Below are 19,192 nucleotides of genomic sequence, written 5' to 3'. Positions count from 1 at the left end.
GCTGGAAACAATCGGCTCGGTGAGCCATAACCCAATCGTCAGCCTGCCAGCTCTGGCCGCCTGACCCGAACCCGATCCTGCCGTGGATCGACGGTTCCTACACCACCCCGTGGGACACGACCTCCATTTCTCGTCGCAAGCGGCGGCTAGTGGGGCGCGATGGATCCTGAAACAAGTTCAGGATGACGTTGGGGGAACAACGAAAAGTCATATGTAATTCTTACCCTGTCCTACACCCCCACCCGATGCCATACCCCCCGGCTCTTTCTCTCCGTCCGGTTGATCGTCTCCGCGCGCCTACGGGCGTCGCGGCACAATTTGCAAAAAATATCCTATTGCGAAGTCCATAAGCGGAGTCTGCTCCCACGCTTTTGCGTGGCCTGCGATGGTGTGAACTTTGCTGATTTGGCAAGGCTGCATAAGCCCCGCCCGCCCCCTTACCGCCGGCCCCACACCCCGAAAATGTCCGGGTCGATCTCCAGCAGCGGCACCCGCGCGCCACTCCCGCGCCGCATATCGCCGCCACCCATCCCGAACGTCACCACACTGCTCCCCTTGTCGCCCAGCACCAACGGGTCGAGCAGGATCGCGGCGTTCAGCCGGTCCGTGGTCACTTCGGTCAGCGTGCCGATCTGCGTCAGCGCGAAGAGTTGCCGGGCAAAGGCATAGGGCAGGCGGATACAGCCATGGCTGGCGGGGTAGCCGGGATTATGCCCGGCGTGGAGCGCAATGCCGTCCCAGGTCAGCCGCTGCATGAACGGCATGGGCGCATTGCTGTAGAGGTTGGAGCGGTGCCACTGGCGCTTTTGCAGGATGGGGAAGCTGCCGGTGGGGGTGCGATGGCCCTTCGTCCCCGTGGACACGCTGGCCGCGCCGATCAGCCGGTCGCCGCGATAGACATGCACACGCTGCCGCGCGATACTGACGATCAAATAGAGCGGCCCCCCGACCCCTGCCCCATCGCCGGCGCCATCATCGGCCCAGCGAAACGCGCCCGGTGCCAGCGGCAAATCCGCCAGCTCCGCCCGCGCGGACGGCACGCCCATAGCCAGGCAGCACAGCAGGACGAACAGCCGGGGGAAAAGCATAAGCCTTTCTTAACCATAAGCCCGCCGCGCGCCAGAGGGGAGCCAGGCGCTTTACCGCAACGGTCCCGACTTGGGACAGGGGGAAAGGGGCAATATCTCGCCCTTTCTGTCTCCTCCCCCTTGAAGGGGGAGGATGGGTGGGGGTGTACTGCCGCCGGAGTTGACGCTCAGCTTCGCCTCGCTCCCCCTCCCCTTGATTGGAGGCACGTGACGCCAATCAACCCTCCCCGCTGGGGAGGGGAGATGCGCCTAAATCAGCAGCATCTGCGCCACCGGGGCAAAGCTGCGCCGGTGCAGCGGGGTCGGGCCATGGGTCCGCAGCGCGGCGAGATGCTGCACGCTGCCATAGCCCTTGTTGCTCTCCCAGCCATAATGCGGATGGGTGATGGCGGCCTCCAGCATCATCCGGTCCCGCGCTTCCTTGGCCAGGATGGAGGCCGCGGCGATCGACAGGCATAGCGCATCACCGCCGATGACCGCCGTGGCAGGCCAGCGCCAGTCCGGCACCCGGTTGCCATCGACCAGCACATGCTGGCAATCCTGCCCCAGCGCCTCGACCGCCCGCGTCATCGCCAGCATCGTTGCCCACAGGATGTTGATCCGGTCGATCTCCTCGACACTGGCCAGCCCCAGCCCCCAGCAGATCGCCCGCGCCTTGATCTCCCCCTCCAGCGCCGCGCGTCGTTTGGCCGAGAGTTTCTTGCTGTCGTTGAGGCCTTCGGGGCAATCCTCCGCCCGCAAGATCACCGCCGCCGCAACCACCGGTCCGGCAAGCGGTCCCCTGCCCGCCTCATCCACTCCGGCGACAAGCCCTGGATGATGACGCAGTTCATGGGCAAAATCAGGCATGAAAATGCGCAAGAAATTCCGGCGGCGCACCCATCGGCCCATGCCCACCGCCCAGCCCCGGCGCGATCGTCAGCGCCGCGCGCACATAGGCCCGCGCCCGCGCGATCGCGGCACCCAGCGCCATCCCCTGCCCCAGTCCGGTCGCAATCCCACTGGCCAGCGTGCAGCCGGTGCCATGGGTGTGCGGCGTATCGATGCGCGGGTCGGTCCAGTCGGTGACCAGCCCCTCCGGCCCGACCAGCCGGTCAACCAGCAGCGCACCCACGCCATGCCCGCCCTTGGCCAGCACATGCGTGCCGAACCGCGCGGCAATCCCTTCGCCGCCAAGGGCCGCCAATTCGGGGATATTGGGCGTCACCAGCGTGGCGATGGCCATCAATTTCTCGAACGCCGCAATCGTCGCCGCGTCGGCCAGCACCGATCCGCTGGTCGCGACCATCACCGGATCAAAGACGATCGGCACATCGCTCAAGCCAGTGAGCAGTTCGGCCACCGCCATCGCCGTGTCCGCCGATCCGATCATGCCGATCTTCACCGCATCCACGCCAATATCGCTGATGCAGCTGTGCATCTGCGCCAACACCATATCGGTCGGGATCGGGTGGACGCCCTGCACCCCCAGCGTATTCTGCGCAGTGATCGCGGTGATCGCGGTCATGGCGTGACCGCCCAGCATCGTCACGGCCTTGATATCCGCCTGGATACCAGCCCCCCCGCCACTGTCGGACCCGGCAATGATCAGGATGCGCGCGATCCTCATCCCTTGTAATGGCGCGTAATGGACGCCGGATTGCCCGCCAGCGCCTTGCCCGTGCGGCTGGGCCGGTCCATCAGTTCGCCGCCGCAATTGGGGCAACGATCGTCCAGCGCCTCGGCACAGGGCGCGCAAAAGGTGCATTCAAACGAACAGATGAACGCGCCGGGTTCATCGGCTGGCAGGTCCGTGCCGCAGCGTTCGCAATCGGGGCGCATTTCAAGCATCCATTTTCTCCGTCATCCCAGCGAAGGCTGGGATCGCACTGCCCTCTGGCACAACAGAAGAAGAGAGATGCCAGCCTTCGCTGGCATGACGATGAAGGGATGGCATCACGCCGCCGCCTTCGCGACCGCCGCGCAGATGCGCTCCACCACGTCGCGCACCTGTTCCTCGCGGTCGCCCTCGGCCATTACCCGGATCACCGGTTCGGTGCCGGACGGACGGATGACCAGACGGCCAACTCCGGTCAGCTCCGCCTCCGCCTGCGCGATGACGCGCTTGACGTCGTCATGCTCCAGCGGCTTGCCCCCGGAAAAGCGCACATTCTTCAAAAGCTGCGGCACCGGATCAAACTGGTGCAGCGTCTCGCTGGCAGGCTTGCCGGACCGGACGAGTGCAGCCAGCACCTGCAACGCCGCAACCGTACCGTCGCCGGTGGTCGCATAATCGGACAGGATCATATGGCCCGACTGCTCCCCGCCGACATTGAAGCCGCCGCTGCGCATCCGCTCCAGCACATAGCGGTCGCCCACGCTGGTGCGCTCCAGGCCAATGCCCTGCCCGGTCAGAAAGCGCTCCAGCCCCAGATTGGACATCACCGTCGCCACCAGTCCGCCCCCGCGCAGCGTCCCCGCGCGCGCGAAATTGGCGGCGATCAGCGCCATGATCTGGTCGCCATCGACGATCTGGCCTTTCTCATCGACCACGATCAGCCGGTCCGCGTCACCATCCAGCGCAATGCCGATGTCCGCGCCCGACGACACGACGGTTTCCTGACACAGCAAAGGCGCGGTCGATCCGCAGCCATCATTGATATTGGTGCCATTGGGATTGACGCCGACCGCCACGACGGTCGCGCCCAGTTCCCACAAGGCGGACGGCGCAACCTGATAGGCGGCCCCATTGGCGCAATCGACCACGATTTTCAGGCCATCGAGCCGCAGGTCGGCGGGGAAGCTGGATTTGACCGCATGGATATAGCGGCCACGCGCATCCTCGACCCGGCGGGCGCGGCCAATATCCTTGGACGCGGCCAGCGGCACCTGCTGGTCGATCAGCGCCTCTATCTTCAGCTCATCCTCATCCGACAGCTTGTAGCCGTCCGGGCCGAACAGCTTGATACCATTGTCGAAATAGGGATTGTGGCTGGCCGATATCATGACGCCAAGGTCCGCGCGCATCGAATGGGCCAGCATGGCGACGGCGGGCGTCGGGATCGGCCCGAACTGCACCACGTCCATGCCGACGGCGGTAAAGCCCGCGACCAGCGCATTTTCGACCATATAGCCCGACAGGCGCGTATCCTTGCCGATCACCACGCGATGGCGGTGGTCGCCGCGCTGGAAATGGGTGCCAGCCGCCATGCCGACCTGCATCGCCAGTTGCGCCGTCATCGGCCATGCGTTGGTGCGCCCGCGTATGCCGTCGGTGCCGAAATATCGTCTGGTCATGCGTTTCTCATGCACCGGGGAGGCGCCCCGTATCAACCCCTGAACCGTTCGGGCTGAGCGAAGTCGAAGCCTTTGCCTGAGCGGAGGCGAAGGCACCTCGCTGCGCTCGGTCGAGCCCTTCGACTTCGCTCAGGGCGAACGGGATGGGAGAAAGCCCAAGTTTTTCTTGATCGACTTTCCAGCGGCCTCGCGGCATCCCGGCGCGATGGACAGTTTCAATGAGTTTATCGACGCGCTTTCGGGCGCGGTGTTTTTCAAGGTGCCGGTGGCGGGCGCGCAGATCGAACTGATCGTGCTGTATCTGGCACTGCCGATGCTGTTCTTTACGCTCTGGCTGGGCTTTCCCAACATCACCCAGGTCGGCCGCGCGATCCGCATCCTGCGCACCCAGCCGGACAAGGGCGAAGCGCAGGGCGATGTCAGCCAGTGGGCAGCGCTCAGCACGGCGCTGTCCGGCACGATCGGCCTTGGCAATATCGCGGGCGTCGCGGTGGCGCTGACCATGGGCGGGCCGGGCGCGATCTTGTGGATGTTCATCATCGGCTGGTTCGCGATGACGGTGAAGATGGCGGAGGTCACGCTGGGCCTGAAATATCGCGTGTTTGACGCACAGGGTCATGTCCATGGCGGGCCGATGTATGTTTTGAAGGCGGTGGGCGCGGCGCGGGGCTGGCCAAGGATCGGCATGATGCTGGGCGGGGCCTATGCCTTCTTCGCCCTGTTCGGCGCGATCCCGATGGTGCAGGTGAACCAGAGTTTCGCGCAGGTGAAGGTCGTCACCGGCCTCACCAATGGCTGGGCCTATGGCGTGTTCCTGGCCGGAGCCGTTGCGCTGGTGACGCTGGGTGGCGCGGCCTGGCTGGGGGAGGTCGCCAAGCGGCTGACGCCCCTGAAGGTCGCGGTCTATCTGGCGGGCGTGCTGGCGATACTGATCCTGCATCTGGACGCGATTCCGGGCGCACTGGCGCTGATCTGGGACGGGGCGTGGAGCGGTCAGGCGGCGACTGGCGGCGCGGTGGGCGCGTTTGTCGCGGGGATGCGCCGCGCGGTGTTTGCCAGTGAAGCGGGCGTCGGGTCAGCGGTGATGGCGCACAGCCTTGCGCGGGCGCGGCATCCGGTGTCCGAAGGTCTGGTCGCGCTGCTCGAACCCCTGCTCGGCACGATGATCGTCTGCGCGCTCGGCGGACTGGCGCTGGTCGTTGCCGGAACATGGAATAGCGGGCTGGAGGGGATTGCGATCACGTCCGCCGCCTTTGCGCAAGTGTCGCCCTGGTTTCCCTGGCTGCTGGCGATCGTCGTGTTCCTGTTCGCTTACTCGACGCTGGTGGCATGGGGATTTTATGGCTTGCAGGCATGGGGCTATCTGTTCGGCCATGGCCCAAGGGCGCAATGGACCTACAAGATCCTGTACATCGTCGCCCTGCCGCCCGCCGCCGCGATCGACCTTGGCCGCGTCGTCGGCATCGTCGACAGCAGCTTCTTCCTGATGGCCATCCCCAACGTCATCGCACTCTACCTGTGCGCAGGCGAGTTGCGGCGGGACGTGCGCGCCTATCTGGCGGACAAAGAAAACCCCGCCGGATAAGGGCGGGGCTTTCTCCTGCTTGGGAGCAACTCAAATTCAGATCTTGTCGCCGAGTGCGCCCTTGACCGAACCGGCGACGTCCTGCGCCGTACCCTTGGCCTTCTGCGCCTTGCCTTCGGCTTCCAGACGCTCATTGTCGGTCGCCTTGCCGATACCTTCCTTGACGGCACCAGCGGCCTTGTTGCCAGCGGCCTTCAGCTTGTCGGTTGCTTCACCCATGTGATTTACTCCTTGCGTGATTTCCACATGTTAAACGAGCGCATGGAGAAAGGGTTTCCGTCGGACCGCAGGCGTAACGTTAGTTTTCAATCACATCGCGGCGCATCGGCGCGAGTTTGGACAGAAAACGGTTCTGCGCCGGAAAGCTCACACCCTCCTCGCCCATCGCCCGCTGGAGCGTTTCAACGAGGCGGTTCATGTCGGCCTTCTGCACGCCCAGATCCTTGTGCGCGCTGGCCATGTCCCGCCCGGTGTAGCTGCACCCGGCGTTCAGGATGAAACAGAATTGCTCGAACAAGGTGCGCTTCAGGCGAACCTGATCATGATTGGCGAAAATCTCGCCAATCACCGGGTCGGCAAAGTTGATCGCGACGAAACGGTCGACGATGCGGCGGATACCCTCCTGTCCGCCAAAGGCGCGCGCCATGCCGTCCCCCTCAAACGGCGCAGCCCCGGCATGGCGGTTATCCGCAACATAGGGATCGACAGCGGTTTCGCCCGGCAGCGCATGAGGGGCCTGCAACAGCAGCAGCGACAGGATGATGGACATGGAGTTGCGTCCTTTAGAAGGCGGTCTGGAACTGGAGAAGCACGCCGCGCTGCTTCTTCACCGTGGCGATTGATCCGAGGTCAGCATAGGCGATCGTCGCGGTGACATTGCGGCTGATCGCGACGGCGGCGAAAGCATCGAACCAGTCATCCTCCCGCGCAATGTTCAGATTATCGGGCTTGCGCCGATATTCGCCACCGATGGCGATACGGCGGGACAATTGCCAGGCCGCCGACCCTTCGAACTGGAGCGTATGCCCGCCCTGCTTGCCGCCGCCAAAGCCCAGCAGCCCCATCTGGTTCGCCTTTGTCAGCCGCGCAGTGCCGGACAGCAGGATGGAGCGGGAGAGGAATAATTTGCTGACGGAGGCATAATAATCGACGCCCTCGTCACTCTTCGCGCCAACCGCGCGGACGACTGCACCCTGATTATTGTTCTTATACTGGATGCCGACCGCGATGGCGGGCAGCCGGTCATAGACCAGATCGCCTGCAAGCCTGACCTTCGCGCCGAAAATATCCTGCGAGAAGGCAAAATCCTTGCCCAGCCCCAGCGCCGCGCCAATCTCGTTCGTGTTGAAATCCTGATGCGTGTAGCTCAGCTCGATCCGGTCGCGAATGCCGATCGCCACGCCCGCGCTCTGATAGTCATAATCCTTGACCTCGACCAGCGTGCCATGGGCCGACAGGCCGATGCCGTCTGATGTTTCATTGCCTGCGATCACCGCCCAGGGGGTCAGGCCACCGCCTGACGCGCCTTCAAGCGACGTGATGCCGTTGGTCAGCAGCAATTTGCCGCCATTGCGGATCGGTCTGGCCATGCCCTGTTGCGGCGACACAGCGGCCAGCGTGAGGGCGATGATCAGGAGAGGACGGACATAGGTCATGATCGGCTGTTAGGCAGATCATGGTTAAAATCGGGTTCACCACCCTACCCATCCGAAAATATGGTCCAAAATGAACTAAACATTTGTTCAATATTTCCGTTTACCACGATCAACCATGAACAAGCCACGCCTTCTTCTCGCCGCCCTCTCTTTGATCGCCAGCCCGGCAATCGCGGGCGACCTTGATCTTCGGATCGTCGATTCCGCTGGTCGCCCTGTCAGTGACGCGGTCGTCACCGTCCGTCCCGCCGGCGGCATTCCTGCCGGGCCGATCCGCTTTCCATGGGGCACGACCATGGTGCAGCAGAATATCGCCTTTGCCCCCCATGTCCTGATCGTGCCGGTAGGCGCGACGGTGAAATTCCCCAACAAGGACAAGGTGCGGCACCATGTCTATTCCTTCTCCAAACCCGCCAAGTTTGAAATCAAGCTGTTCGGGCAGGATGAAAGCCGCAGCTATACATTCACCAGCGCGGGCGCGGTGGCGCTGGGCTGCAATATTCACGACTCGATGAGCGGCTTCATCAAGGTGGTCGACACCCCCTTTGCCACCAAGAGCAATGCCGCAGGGCAAGCGCGGATCAACGGGCTGGCGACCGGCACGGCGCAGGTCACGGTCTGGCACCCCCTGCTCAAGGGCAAGGATAATGAGATGCTGATCAACCTGCCCATTTCCGGCAGCGGCACGGTGAGCAAAAGCGTGCCTTTGGCGTTGCGCGCCTCCAAATGACGCGCCTGGTTAAACTCAAACGGCTATGGCTGCGTTGGCAGCGCACAGTGCAGTCCACCCTGACGATCAGGATGACGCTCTTCTACGGCGCGCTGTTCATCGGCGTGACGAGCCTGACGCTCTATGGCACGCGCAATGCCATCGAAAGCTATGCCGAAAATGTCATCCGCCGCGAAATGAATGTCGGCAGCGCGCTGTTCGACCGGATTTCGGCGATGCAGCTGCGCCAGCTTGGCCAGGGGGCCGACGTGCTGGCCAGCGATTTCGGCTTCCGCGAGGCTGTCGGCACCGGTGACGCCCCGACGATCGAATCCGCGCTGCACAGTCTGGAAGGACGCTTCCAGCTCGACCATGCGCTGTTCGTCGGCGTCGATGGCACGGTGGTGGGCGACATCAAGGATTTGAGCCGCCCGGAACAGGATCAGCTTTACGACGCGCTCGACGCCGGGCGGACGCAGGGCGTCGTGCGATGGGGCAGCGACAGCCATATCGCGGCCGCTGCACCGGTGCGCGTGCCGATGCTGACCGGCTGGGTCGTGTTCGCCCGCAACATGGGTCCAGCCGACCTCAATGCGCTGGCGAAACTCTCCTCGATCGACCTGCATCCGCAACTCATGCCGCTGCCCGGTGCCCCACATTCTGCCAAGGCCAAAGACTCCAATCTGCGCGAAGTCATGCGCGATGGCGAACTGATGCTGGTGCAGACCCGATCGGTCGAAACGCTGATCGAGACTGCGCCGGAAATGCTGGTGCTGGAATATAGTCTGACCAAGGCAATGGCGGGCTATGCGCCGATCCTGTGGGCCTTGTTCGGCTTTGGCGCAGTTGGCGCCGTGATGGCAGTGGCCGGGGCATTTGCTGCTTCCCGCCGCCTGACGCAGCCGATCGTCGCGCTGGAGGCCGCCGCGCGCAAGGTGAGCGCCGGCGAACATGCCCAGGTGAAGGTGGAGACGCGCGATGAAATCGGGCGGCTGGCGCAAAGCTTCAACCGCATGGTCGATGCCGTCGAAGCGCGCGAGGCGCAGATTGCGCATATGGCGTTCCACGACGCGCTGACCGGCCTGCCCAACCGGGCAATGTTGCGCGAACAGGTCGCGCTGGGCCTGACCCGTGCCGAGGGCGGCAATCTGATGCTGTTCAGCATCGACATCGACAATTTCAAATCAATCAACGAATCATTGGGCCATCCGATTGGCGACGCGCTGCTGTGTGAAGTCGGCACGCGGCTGGCCGCGACCTGCCCCAGCGGCTTTGTCGCCCGGCTGGCTGGCGACGAGTTTGCGGTCAAGCTGCGCGCAGGCGGGCAGACCGCCGACCAGATTGGCCGCGCTATCGTCACGGCGCTGAGCGAGCCTTTCGACATAGACGGCCACCGCATCATCGTCAGCGCCAGCGTCGGCATCGCGCTCAGTCCGCAGGACGGCGCGGACGCGACCAGCCTGCTCAAAAATGCGGAACTCGCGCTGCACCGGGCCAAGAGCGAGGGCAAGGGCAGCCATCGCTTCTTTGAAAGCGCCATGGATGCCGAGGCGCAGGCGCGCCGCGCGCTGGAAACCGACCTGCACGACGCGCTGCGCAATGGCGAGCTGGCGCTGCATTTTCAGCCGCTCTTTGGCCTGTCGCAAAATCGCGTTACCGCGTTCGAAGCGCTGCTGCGCTGGCAGCATCCCACCCGCGGCATGGTGTCGCCGGTCAATTTCATCCCGCTGGCGGAGGAAACCGGCCTCATCATCCCGATCGGCGAATGGGCGCTGCACGAAGCCTGCCGGATCGCCGCGACCTGGCCCGACCATATCCGCGTTGCCGTCAACATATCCCCGATCCAGTTTCGCAGCCCCAATCTGACCGCCGTGGTGCTGCAGGCGCTGGCGCGGTCGGGCATTGCGCCCAACCGGCTGGAACTGGAAATCACCGAAAGCCTGTTCATCGAGAATGTCGAGGCGACGCTCTCCTCGCTCCACAGCCTGCGCGCGCTGGGCGTGCGCGTGGCGCTCGACGATTTCGGCACCGGCTACAGCTCGCTCAGCTATTTGCGCAGCTTCCCCTTCGACAAGCTCAAGATCGACCGCAGCTTCATCGTCGACCTGCTGGAGCATAAGGGCGCAACCGCGATCATCCGCGCGATCACGACGCTGGCCGACGCGCTGGGCATCGAAACCACCGCCGAGGGCGTGGAACATAGCGAGCAGCTCGACATATTGCGCGCAGAAGGGTGCGGCCAGATCCAGGGCTATCTGTTCAGCCGCCCGATCCCGGCGCAGGATGTCGAGGCGCTGCTGGGCAAGCTCGACGGCGCACGCAAGGCGGCCTAACCCCGCGCGGCGACGATCCGTTCGATCAGCACCACATCGTCCACCTTATCGGCATCGATACAGGCTTCGGCCTTCTCCATCGCCACCAGCCGCGCCACCAGCCCGAAGCGCCGCCCGATCCGCGCGATACCGCCGCGCAACGTCAATATGCGCAACAACGTGCCGATCAGCGCGACGGGACCAAAGGCGGACACGATCTTCCAGCCCTTCTTGCGGTCCTGCTCGACCTCCTGCCACAGCGCGATGACGGGCCGTGCCCGGTCGCTGCCGAACCAGAAGATATTGGCCCCGGACCACCAGCCATCGCGAAATTTGAGCCAGGTGCGGCGCGACCCCGGATAGCGCGCCAGCAATGTGCGCCGCTCCACCATGGCGACGGCAATGTCCGCCCCCGCCGCCTCGCGCGTGAACTGGTCGAGCATCGCGCTATCGAGCAGCACATGGTCGGCGGTCGTCAGCAAAATCGGAAACGGCACATCACCCCGCTCCAGCAACGCCAGCAGCGAGGAAGCAATCCCTGCGCCGCTTTGCTCGAAACGGACATGCGGGTGCGTGAGCAACCATGCCGTCGCGGGATCGGCAGCAAAGGGATCGGCCGACTGGGTCAGGATGATGACCTGCCCCACCGCCGGATGCGCCAGCAACGTTCGCGCGGGATGGTTGATCATCGGCTCGCCCGCCACCGGCACCAGCGGCTTGATCCCCACCCCCGCAGCCACCGCCAGCGGATCGGGCGTTGGCCGTGATCCGGCGAGCAGGATGGCGGTGATGGGCATCGTCATGCCTGCCCTCTAGCCAAGCAGGGGCATGACGGAAACCCGGATGTTGATGAATTCCTCCCCTGCAAGGGCAGCGCTATTGCATATTGAACTGCCCTCACCTTCATCGTCATGCTGAACTTGTTTCAGCATCCATTTCGCGTCTCCAGCGGCGGTTTTTGGGGCACGATGGATCCTGAAATAAATTCAGGATGACGTTGTAGGGGTAACGAAAAGTCATGTGCAATTCCGCTGCCCTTAAAGGGGAGGAATGGATAAATGTGATTATTTCCCGCTCGCCACCGGCGCGACCGCCTTTTGCGCGAAGCGGTCCTGCTGCCCGACATGCAGCCCCTTATATTGGGCCAGCTTCGCCCGGAACGCGGCCAGTTCGGCACCCGCCAGTTGCGCAGTCGTCGTGAATTTCACCAACAGCGGGTTGATCGTCCCGCCATTGCGATAGAGTTCATAATGGAGATGCGGCCCGGTCGACAGGCCGGTGGAGCCGACATAGCCGATCACCTGCCCCCGGCGGACCCGCTGCCCCGGCGCAGCGGCGATGCGGCTCATATGGGCGTAACCTGTGGCGAGGCCACCACCATGCTGGATGCGGACATAATTGCCATGCCCGCCGTGGCGACCGGCAAAGGCGACAATGCCATCGGTCACGGCATAGATGGGCGATCCGTAGCGCGCAGCGAAATCGATGCCCGCGTGCATCCGGGTATAACCCAATATCGGGTGCCGCCGCTGGCCATAGCCCGACGTCATCCGCCCCGCGACCGGGGATGACAGCACGCCGCGTCGTTCGCCCACGCCGGATGCTTCGAACCATTCGGTGCGGCCATCCCTGGTCCAGCGCAGCATGTCGACCGACTTGCCGCTGGAGCGCTTCAGACCTGCATAGAGAAGATCGCCCACCTCAACGTCGCCGGTTTCCGCGCGGCGATAGGCGGTGACGATATCATAGCGGTCGCCCGCCCCGATCCCGCCCAGATCGACCTGCCCCGCGATCACCCGCAGGAAGGCCTGCACCGCCTTGGGCGGCGCACCGGCTGCACGGGCGGAGCGATAGATGCTGTCGCCGACCACGCCCTGAATCCGCAGCGGCGTATCATCGACGCGGATGGGAATGCGCTTGACCGACAGCACGCCACCGGTGCGCGTCAGTTCCAGCCCCAGGTCGAGCCGCGCGCGGAACGCCAGCCGGTCGAGCGGCCGGGGCCGGTCGCGGCTGGCGCGGCGGCCCAAAATGATGTCGAGGCGCGTGCCGGGCTTCACCCCGCCGGCAATGTCCCCGCCGACCAGCGCGTTGATCGTCGCGACGTCACCACCGCTGACACCAGCGCGCGACAGTGCGCGCGACAGCGTATCGCTGCTGCCGACCTGTGCATTCAATTCGATCTGCGGCCGTTCGGGCGTCTGGCGCAGCGGTTGCACCGCATCGGTGGACCCCATGCGATGACCACTATCCGCGCCCAGCGCCAGCGGCGTGATCATCTGGCTGCGCACTTCGTCAAACTGCTTGTCGCCCAGCAGCGCACCCGGCGCACCCGGCACCGGCTGAAAACCGGGAGACAAATAGAGGGCGGTGGCGCACAGGCCGATACAGGTGGCAAGGCCACGAAACCATGTCAGGCTGCCGACGCGCTGGCCAAGGTCGGGGACCAGTTCCACCTCGTCCGACCACTCGCGCAAACGCGCGCGCCAGTCCTGCGGTGGTGGGGCTAACGGCGTCCGGGCAAGCGAATCGGCCAGCCACAGCGACATGGACGCGCCGCCCTGTTGCGAACCGAACTGGCTTTCCTGAAACAAACCCGCGACCCCCAGGGCATTTTTATCATTGCGTCCGCAACGGCCCCGCGCGCCGTGCGTCGAGCCCCTCTGTTGTGAACCCCCAAGGTTAAAGTCAATTTAAGACGGCCCTGTGACACACAGCCGTGCGACGAACGGTGCCAGCGGTCCGACAGGATTGTGGCTATGGAGGGAACCTCTAAATCCGCTTGCCCCCGGCCCCGTCCTGCCCGACAGAATGGGCCATGGTCCAGTTCACCCGTTCGCCCGTCACCGCCGTTCTGGGTCCGACCAACACCGGCAAGACCCATCTGGCCGTCGAACGCATGTGCGGCCATAGCAGCGGCATGATGGGATTTCCGCTGCGCCTGCTGGCCCGCGAAGTCTATGATCGGGTCGTCGCGATCAAGGGGCCGGCGCAGGTCGCGCTGATCACGGGCGAGGAAAAGATCGTGCCGCCACAGGCCCGCTATTTCCTCTGCACCGCCGAATCCATGCCGCTACAGTCCGATTACGCCTTCGTCGCTTTGGACGAGGCACAGATCGGCGCGGACCCGGAACGCGGCCATATCTTCACTGACCGGCTGCTGCGCGCACGCGGGCGCGAGGAAACGATGATCCTGGGATCGGCCAGCATCGCCCGGCTCGTCAAATCGCTCATTCCCGATGTGGATATTATCGGTCGCCCGCGCTTTTCCACCCTCTCCTATGCGGGCGCGAAGAAGCTGTCCCGCCTGCCCAAACGCTCCGCCATCGTCGCCTTCTCCGCCGAGGAAGTCTATGCCGTGGCCGAAATGCTGCGGCGCTTTCGTGGTGGCGCGGCAGTAGTGATGGGCGCGCTCAGCCCCCGCACCCGCAATGCGCAGGTGCAGATGTTCCTGAATGGCGAGGTCGATTATTTCGTCGCCACCGACGCGATCGGCATGGGGCTGAACCTGGACGTCGCCCATGTCGCCTTCGCGTCGCTGCGCAAGTTCGATGGCCGTCGCAGCCGCCGCCTGACCGTCGCGGAAATGGCGCAGATCGCCGGGCGCGCAGGCCGCCACCACAAGGATGGCACCTTCGGCAGTCTGGGCGGCGAAGATGGCAATGCGGCCTTCACCCCGGAAGAGATTGAGGCGATAGAGGCGCACCGCTTTCCGCCGATCGACCATCTCTACTGGCGCGATGGCGCACCCCGGCTGGACAGTCTGGCGACCCTGATCGCCGATCTGGAGGAACGGCCCGACCGCCCCGAACTGCGCGCCGCGCCCGAAGCGGTCGATCTCGCTGTCTTGAAGCGCATGGCCGCCGACCCGCAAGTCATCGACCGGGTGCGCGGCCAGCGGCAGGTGGCGCGGCTCTGGGACGCCTGCGGCCTGCCCGATTTTCAGAAACTGGGCGCAGACCATCATGCCCGCACCGTCAGCCGCATCTGGCAATTCCTGTCCGAAGGAGCCGGCCATATCCCGCGCGACTGGTTCGCGCAGCAACTCGCCCGGCTCGATTCGGTGCAGGGCGACATAGACACGCTGTCGGGCCGGATCGCGGCGGCGCGGACATGGGCCTATATCGCCCATCGCGCCGACTGGCTGGCTGACCCCGCAGAGATGGCCGAACGCACCCGCGCGCTGGAGGAAAAATTGTCCGACGCGCTGCACGCCGCGCTGACGCAGCGTTTCGTCGACCGGCGCACCACCGTCCTGTTGCGTGACATCGGCCAGAATGTGAACCAGTTGCCCGTGACGGTAGAGGCCGACGGCAATGTCTGTGTAGATGGGGAAGCGATCGGTCGACTTGACGGCTTCCGATTCTCGGTCGATCCCGCTACGCGCCATCAGGACAGGAAATTGCTGTTGGCTGCGGCGGAAAGGCGCCTTGGAAAGGTATTACGGGTGAAGGCAGACGAATTGATCGGCGCGGCGGACGTGGATTTCGCGCTTCTGGACGCTGCGGGCGACGCGCCCGGCATCGCGTGGAACGGTAAGCCGGTCGCCGCCTTGCTGGCGGGGCCAACCCTGCTGACGCCCGAAATCCGGCTGGATCGCGCGATTCTGGCGCTGGATCAGGATGTGCAGAAACAGGTGACATCGCGCCTGACCAACTGGGTAGATGCGCAAAAGCAGAAGCATTTGCTGCCGCTGGTCAAGATGGCCGAAAGCGCCGCCGACCCGCAGGTGCCACCGGTCGTGCGCGCCGTATTCGCGCAGCTGGGAGACGCAGGCGGGGTCAGCCCGCGCACCGATCTCGATTCGGCGCTTGGCCATCTGGACAAGGACCAGCGCCATTTACTGCGCCGCGCCGGCATCGATATCGGCGTGCTGGACCTTTATCATCCCGGCCTGCTCAAACCCGGCGCGGCACGCTGGCGCGGTGCCTTGCTCGCGGCACGGATCGGCAAGCCCTGCCTGCCTTTGCCCCTGCCCGGCCTCACCCTGATCCCGGCGGGCGAGAAATTCGACCAGATGGGCGCGCGGATCGCAGGCTTCCGCACCTTCGGCGAACAGATGCTGCGCATCGACATGGCCGAACGCATGGCCCGCACCGCGCATGAAGCCATTGCCAAGGGCGAAGCCTTCACCACCACCAGCCCCCAGATCGTCTCGCTGGGCCTGTCCGAAGCCGCGTTTCTCGCCCTGATGCGCGCTGCCGGTTTCCGTGCCGTGGAGGGCGCAGAGGAAGGCAAGCCCAACTGGGTGTTCAAGGGCCGCCAAAAAGCGCGCCCGCCCCAGCAGCAGCCCGCTCCGGCGCGCGACGGCAAGCCACGCGGCAAGCCCGCGCCCCGCCCCGCCGCCGCAACGCCCGCCAGAGCGCCAGCGCCCCCCGCCAACAACGCCTTTGCCGGTCTCGCCGCGCTGCTCGGCCGCAATGGCTGATCCGGTCGCGGTGGGCGGCCATGGCCCGACACTGCGCATCGACAAATATCTGTGGTTCGTCCGGCTCTGCCCCAGCCGGTCGAGCGCGCAGAAACTGGCCGAGGACGGCCACATCCGCGTGAACGGCCGCCGCATCGAACGCGCTCACGCCGCCGTGCGCGTGGGCGACCTCATCACCTTCCCCCATGGCCAGGGCGTGCGCGTAGTGCGGGTAGCGCAACTGCCGGTACGACGCGGCCCGGCGGTCGAGGCACAGGGCTGCTATGAGGAGCTGACGATCGGGGGGTGAGGGACAAGATCGACACGAATCATCGGCCCGTCTCAGAAATTCGCTGCCCACATTTGTAAAAATGTAGGCAGGCAGCTATAGAGCGTGAATGAGCCGCCTGACGATCGACATCACTGACCAGCAGCATCAAAGCCTGAAGGCCATGGCCGCGCTGCAAGGCAAGACGATCAAGCAATATACGCTGGAACGGCTGTTCCCGTCGCAGATTGACGACGGCGACCAGGCATGGGACGAATTGCGCGACTTGCTGCAACAGCGGATCGCGGAAGGCCTTGCGGGCAATGTTTCGCCGTTGAACGCCGAGGATATCATCGCGGATGAATTGAGCCGGAACCGGCACGCTTGACGCCAGCCTATGTCCTGACCGCGACGGCGGCGACCGAATTGCGCGATATTGTTTCTTACACCTACACGCGCTGGGGCGACCGTCAGGCAGGCCTCTATTCCGCCAAACTCGTCAATTGCATGAACGCCGTAGCGACCGGTCGCGGCGTATCTCGCGATATGGACGCGCTGCATCCCGGCCTTCGCATGATCCGATGCCAACACCATTACATCTTCTGCCTTATGCGCGAAAACAGCCCAGCCCTTATCGTCGCTCTGCTGCACGAGCGGATGGACCTGATGATGCGTTTGGCCGAACGTCTGGAAAGTCAGAGCAAATAGCCTGTCCTGCACGCCCGCTTCATTCACCCCAACGACAGCATGAACTCCCACCCCGCCCGACGCAAAACCACCCCTACGCGCCGGCCAACATTATCCTCATTGACCTTGCGCGTGGCTGCGCATAGCAGGACCGCGCTTTTCCAACCAAGAGTGCCCTGACAATGACCTATGTCGTGACCGACAACTGCATCCGCTGCAAATATATGGATTGCGTCGAGGTCTGCCCCGTGGACTGTTTCTACGAGGGCGAAAATATGCTGGTCATCAATCCGAGCGAATGTATCGATTGCGGCGTGTGCGAACCGGAATGCCCGGCCGAGGCCATCCTGCCCGATACCGAGAATGGCCTGGAAAAATGGCTGGAACTCAACACCAAATATTCGGCTGAATGGCCCAACATCACGGTCAAGGGTGAAGCGCCTGCCGACGCCGACGCCATGAAGGGCGTGGAAGGCAAGCTGGAAAAGTTTTTCTCGCCCGAACCCGGTTCCGGCGACTGATCCGGGCGGCCCTGCGCCGCCCGCTTCCCGTCCGTTTTGCCTTGCACTCCCGGCGATTATGTCCGGGGGTGGTAATTTTGTTACGAATCTGCTATGCAGTGTTCCAACGGTCGGACACCCTCCTGTCCGTCCCTGGAGAATTAGCTTCATGTCCTGACGGTGGCGCCGTGGACCCCCCATGCATATGCCCCTTGCGCATATGTTCCGCGACGGCCCCGTTCCCCGGTTGATTGGAAAGGTTCCAAATGGCTGCCAAGGCGCTGTCCTTTGACGTTGGTGATTATGTCGTTTACCCCAAGCATGGCGTGGGCCGTGTGATCGAACTGCAAAAGGAGCAGATCGCCGGCATGGAGCTGGAGCTATATGTGCTCCGCTTCGAAAAAGAGCGCATGACGCTCCGCGTGCCGACCAACAAGGCCGAAGGCGTGGGCATGCGCAAGCTCTCGTCCAACAAGACGCTCGAAGAATCGATGGAAACATTGAAGGGCAAGCCCAAGGTCAAGCGCACCATGTGGTCGCGCCGCGCGCAGGAATATGAAGCGAAGATCAATTCGGGCGACCTGGTGTCGATCGCCGAAGTGACCCGCGACCTGTTCCGCGCCGACGACCAGCCCGAACAAAGCTATTCCGAACGCCAGATTTTCGAGGCTGCATCCAGCCGCCTCGCCCGCGAACTGGCAGCGATGGAAGAGACGGACGAACCCGCCGCGCTCAAGAAGATCCTCGCGATCCTCAACGAAGCCGCGCCGAAATATGCCAAGGTCGAAGGCTGACATCAGCCATTGACGCAAAAAAGGGCGCGCCTTGCGAAAGGCGCGCCCTTTTTCGTGGGGTAATGCGCGGGCTTATTCGCCCTTGGTGCCGACCGCATCCTTGGCTGCATCGCCGACATCGCTGGCAGCCTGCCCAACCTCTGTCGCAGCGCTGGTGACGGCATTATCCTTGCTCGTCTCGCTGCTGACCAGGAAGAAAGCGGCGACCGCCACCACGACCACCAGCAGCAGGATCGCAAAGGTCATGCCCCCGCCGCTGCGCTTTTCGATCACCGTGGTCGTCGTCGTTGCAGGACGCTCCTGATAGTCGGCCATGAAACTCTCCTCCTCATCGTTCAGATGGGCGGATAATGCACGACGGGTTGGGACGGTTCCGGGCGGTGACGGCGGCTCACTCGTCCAACGGCACAAACGCCCCCTTGGCGCGATCCTTGATCACGGCGTTGGCGCGGAACACCGAACCGCTCATCGTGATATAGATGCCCGGCTCCGCCACCTGCACGGTCGCAAAGGCCATGCCCAGATTGAAGCTCGCGTCGCTCTCGCCAAAGCGGGCCGGGGCCAGCGCACCGACCAGTACCACCGTCTTGCCGGGAATATCGGCCAGCGCCTTGGCGGTGTCGGTCATCGTGTCAGTGCCATGGGTGATGACGATATGGCTTTCCGGCGCGGCTCCGACGCGGGCATGGATCAGCGCGCGGTCGGCATCGTCCAGTTCCAGACTATCCTTGCGCACCACTTCCTCGATACGGAAGGGCCGCATGACCCGCGCCACGTCCAGCAACCGGGCCATCACCGTTTCACCGACCTGATAGTCGGACAGCGCATCGAAATAGATTTTGTCGATCGTGCCGCCGGTCGTCAGAATCAATATGGGCGTTTCGGGGGATAGCATGGCAAGGCTCCGATAA

21 protein-coding genes are annotated in these 19,192 nt (G+C 64.2%); 9 read left to right on the top strand and 12 right to left on the bottom strand.

All coding sequences use genetic code 11. The annotated features are described in order from the left end of the window. Positions 1-437: 437 nt before the first annotated feature. From D0Z70_RS21090 to glmM, 5 genes are all read right to left on the bottom strand, one after another. Positions 438-1,088, bottom strand: coding sequence for a L,D-transpeptidase family protein (locus D0Z70_RS21090; RefSeq protein WP_119749848.1), 651 nt, complete (start codon positions 1,086-1,088; stop codon positions 438-440). 249 nt (positions 1,089-1,337) lie between these two features. Then, a complete protein-coding gene (locus tag D0Z70_RS21085; RefSeq protein ID WP_119749846.1) occupies positions 1,338-1,937 on the bottom strand; it encodes a ribonuclease HII in 600 nt (199 codons plus the stop codon). Beyond that, positions 1,930-2,697 carry a bifunctional hydroxymethylpyrimidine kinase/phosphomethylpyrimidine kinase gene (gene thiD / locus D0Z70_RS21080; protein WP_119749844.1) on the bottom strand — a complete coding sequence of 256 codons (768 nt, stop codon included), beginning with the start codon at positions 2,695-2,697 and terminating at the stop codon, positions 1,930-1,932. The genes D0Z70_RS21085 and thiD overlap by 8 nt, the downstream gene beginning before the upstream one ends. Then, on the bottom strand, positions 2,694-2,918 hold the full coding sequence (locus D0Z70_RS21075) for a DUF1272 domain-containing protein (protein ID WP_119749842.1): 225 nt from the start codon (positions 2,916-2,918) through the stop codon (positions 2,694-2,696). Before D0Z70_RS21075 ends, thiD begins: the two co-directional genes overlap by 4 nt. Positions 2,919-3,023: 105 nt before the next feature. Continuing rightward, complete coding sequence (gene glmM, locus D0Z70_RS21070; protein WP_119749840.1) at positions 3,024-4,364, bottom strand: phosphoglucosamine mutase; 1,341 nt, start codon at positions 4,362-4,364, stop codon at positions 3,024-3,026. A gap of 205 nt (positions 4,365-4,569) precedes the next feature. On the opposite strand from glmM, the gene D0Z70_RS21065 reads away from it, so the two are divergent. Further along, entirely contained in the window at positions 4,570-5,949 is a 1,380-nt protein-coding gene (locus D0Z70_RS21065; RefSeq protein ID WP_119749852.1) for an alanine/glycine:cation symporter family protein, read from the top strand. 36 nt (positions 5,950-5,985) lie between these two features. Here D0Z70_RS21065 and D0Z70_RS21060 read toward each other — a convergent pair whose 3' ends face one another. From D0Z70_RS21060 to D0Z70_RS21050, 3 genes are all read right to left on the bottom strand, one after another. Further along, entirely contained in the window at positions 5,986-6,168 is a 183-nt protein-coding gene (locus D0Z70_RS21060) for a CsbD family protein (RefSeq protein ID WP_119749838.1), read from the bottom strand. A gap of 79 nt (positions 6,169-6,247) precedes the next feature. After that, positions 6,248-6,718, bottom strand: a complete 471-nt coding sequence (locus D0Z70_RS21055; protein WP_119749836.1) for a group I truncated hemoglobin — start codon at positions 6,716-6,718, stop codon at positions 6,248-6,250. Positions 6,719-6,731: 13 nt separating this feature from the next. Continuing rightward, complete coding sequence (locus D0Z70_RS21050) at positions 6,732-7,604, bottom strand: DUF3034 family protein (protein WP_119749834.1); 873 nt, start codon at positions 7,602-7,604, stop codon at positions 6,732-6,734. 115 nt (positions 7,605-7,719) lie between these two features. Here D0Z70_RS21050 and D0Z70_RS21045 point away from each other — a divergent pair, with 115 nt between their 5' ends. Then, entirely contained in the window at positions 7,720-8,334 is a 615-nt protein-coding gene (locus D0Z70_RS21045; protein WP_119749832.1) for a cupredoxin domain-containing protein, read from the top strand. After that, a complete protein-coding gene (locus tag D0Z70_RS21040) occupies positions 8,331-10,646 on the top strand; it encodes a putative bifunctional diguanylate cyclase/phosphodiesterase (protein WP_119749830.1) in 2,316 nt (771 codons plus the stop codon). The genes D0Z70_RS21045 and D0Z70_RS21040 overlap by 4 nt, the downstream gene beginning before the upstream one ends. Here the strand turns inward: D0Z70_RS21040 and D0Z70_RS21035 are convergent. Continuing rightward, positions 10,643-11,428, bottom strand: coding sequence for a nucleotidyltransferase family protein (locus D0Z70_RS21035; RefSeq protein ID WP_119749828.1), 786 nt, complete (start codon positions 11,426-11,428; stop codon positions 10,643-10,645). The two genes, D0Z70_RS21040 and D0Z70_RS21035, sit on opposite strands and share 4 nt — an antisense overlap. Positions 11,429-11,689: 261 nt before the next feature. Next, on the bottom strand, positions 11,690-13,219 hold the full coding sequence (locus D0Z70_RS21030; protein ID WP_119749826.1) for a M23 family metallopeptidase: 1,530 nt from the start codon (positions 13,217-13,219) through the stop codon (positions 11,690-11,692). A gap of 224 nt (positions 13,220-13,443) precedes the next feature. On the opposite strand from D0Z70_RS21030, the gene D0Z70_RS21025 reads away from it, so the two are divergent. The 6 genes from D0Z70_RS21025 to D0Z70_RS21000 all read left to right on the top strand — a co-directional run bounded on the left by D0Z70_RS21025 (position 13,444) and on the right by D0Z70_RS21000 (position 18,281). Then, positions 13,444-16,053 carry a helicase-related protein gene (locus D0Z70_RS21025; RefSeq protein ID WP_119749824.1) on the top strand — a complete coding sequence of 870 codons (2,610 nt, stop codon included), beginning with the start codon at positions 13,444-13,446 and terminating at the stop codon, positions 16,051-16,053. Continuing rightward, positions 16,046-16,342, top strand: coding sequence for an RNA-binding S4 domain-containing protein (locus D0Z70_RS21020; RefSeq protein ID WP_119749822.1), 297 nt, complete (start codon positions 16,046-16,048; stop codon positions 16,340-16,342). Before D0Z70_RS21025 ends, D0Z70_RS21020 begins: the two co-directional genes overlap by 8 nt. Before the next feature lie 88 nt (positions 16,343-16,430). Beyond that, positions 16,431-16,688 (top strand): antitoxin, encoded by a 258-nt coding sequence (locus D0Z70_RS21015; protein WP_119749820.1) that lies wholly within the window; start codon positions 16,431-16,433, stop codon positions 16,686-16,688. Beyond that, positions 16,685-17,008, top strand: a complete 324-nt coding sequence (locus D0Z70_RS21010) for a type II toxin-antitoxin system RelE/ParE family toxin (RefSeq protein WP_119749818.1) — start codon at positions 16,685-16,687, stop codon at positions 17,006-17,008. Before D0Z70_RS21015 ends, D0Z70_RS21010 begins: the two co-directional genes overlap by 4 nt. A 161-nt stretch (positions 17,009-17,169) precedes the next feature. After that, the gene (gene fdxA / locus D0Z70_RS21005; protein ID WP_119749816.1) at positions 17,170-17,508 is read left to right on the top strand and encodes a ferredoxin FdxA; all 339 of its coding nucleotides are present in this window, start codon (positions 17,170-17,172) and stop codon (positions 17,506-17,508) included. A gap of 245 nt (positions 17,509-17,753) precedes the next feature. Continuing rightward, complete coding sequence (locus tag D0Z70_RS21000) at positions 17,754-18,281, top strand: CarD family transcriptional regulator (protein ID WP_017182186.1); 528 nt, start codon at positions 17,754-17,756, stop codon at positions 18,279-18,281. A 72-nt stretch (positions 18,282-18,353) separates the two neighbouring features. Here the strand turns inward: D0Z70_RS21000 and D0Z70_RS20995 are convergent, their stop codons facing one another. Both D0Z70_RS20995 and D0Z70_RS20990 read right to left on the bottom strand, forming a co-directional pair. After that, positions 18,354-18,596, bottom strand: a complete 243-nt coding sequence (locus D0Z70_RS20995) for a hypothetical protein (RefSeq protein WP_119749814.1) — start codon at positions 18,594-18,596, stop codon at positions 18,354-18,356. Between the two features lie 76 nt (positions 18,597-18,672). After that, entirely contained in the window at positions 18,673-19,176 is a 504-nt protein-coding gene (locus D0Z70_RS20990) for an asparaginase domain-containing protein (RefSeq protein WP_119749812.1), read from the bottom strand. Positions 19,177-19,192 lie beyond the last annotated feature (16 nt).

This window comes from Sphingobium terrigena, assembly GCF_003591655.1.
GTDB classification, from domain to species: Bacteria; Pseudomonadota; Alphaproteobacteria; order Sphingomonadales; family Sphingomonadaceae; genus Sphingobium; species Sphingobium terrigena.
Note: the sequence above shows the minus strand (reverse complement) of the source record. Positions and strands in the feature narration are given on the sequence as shown.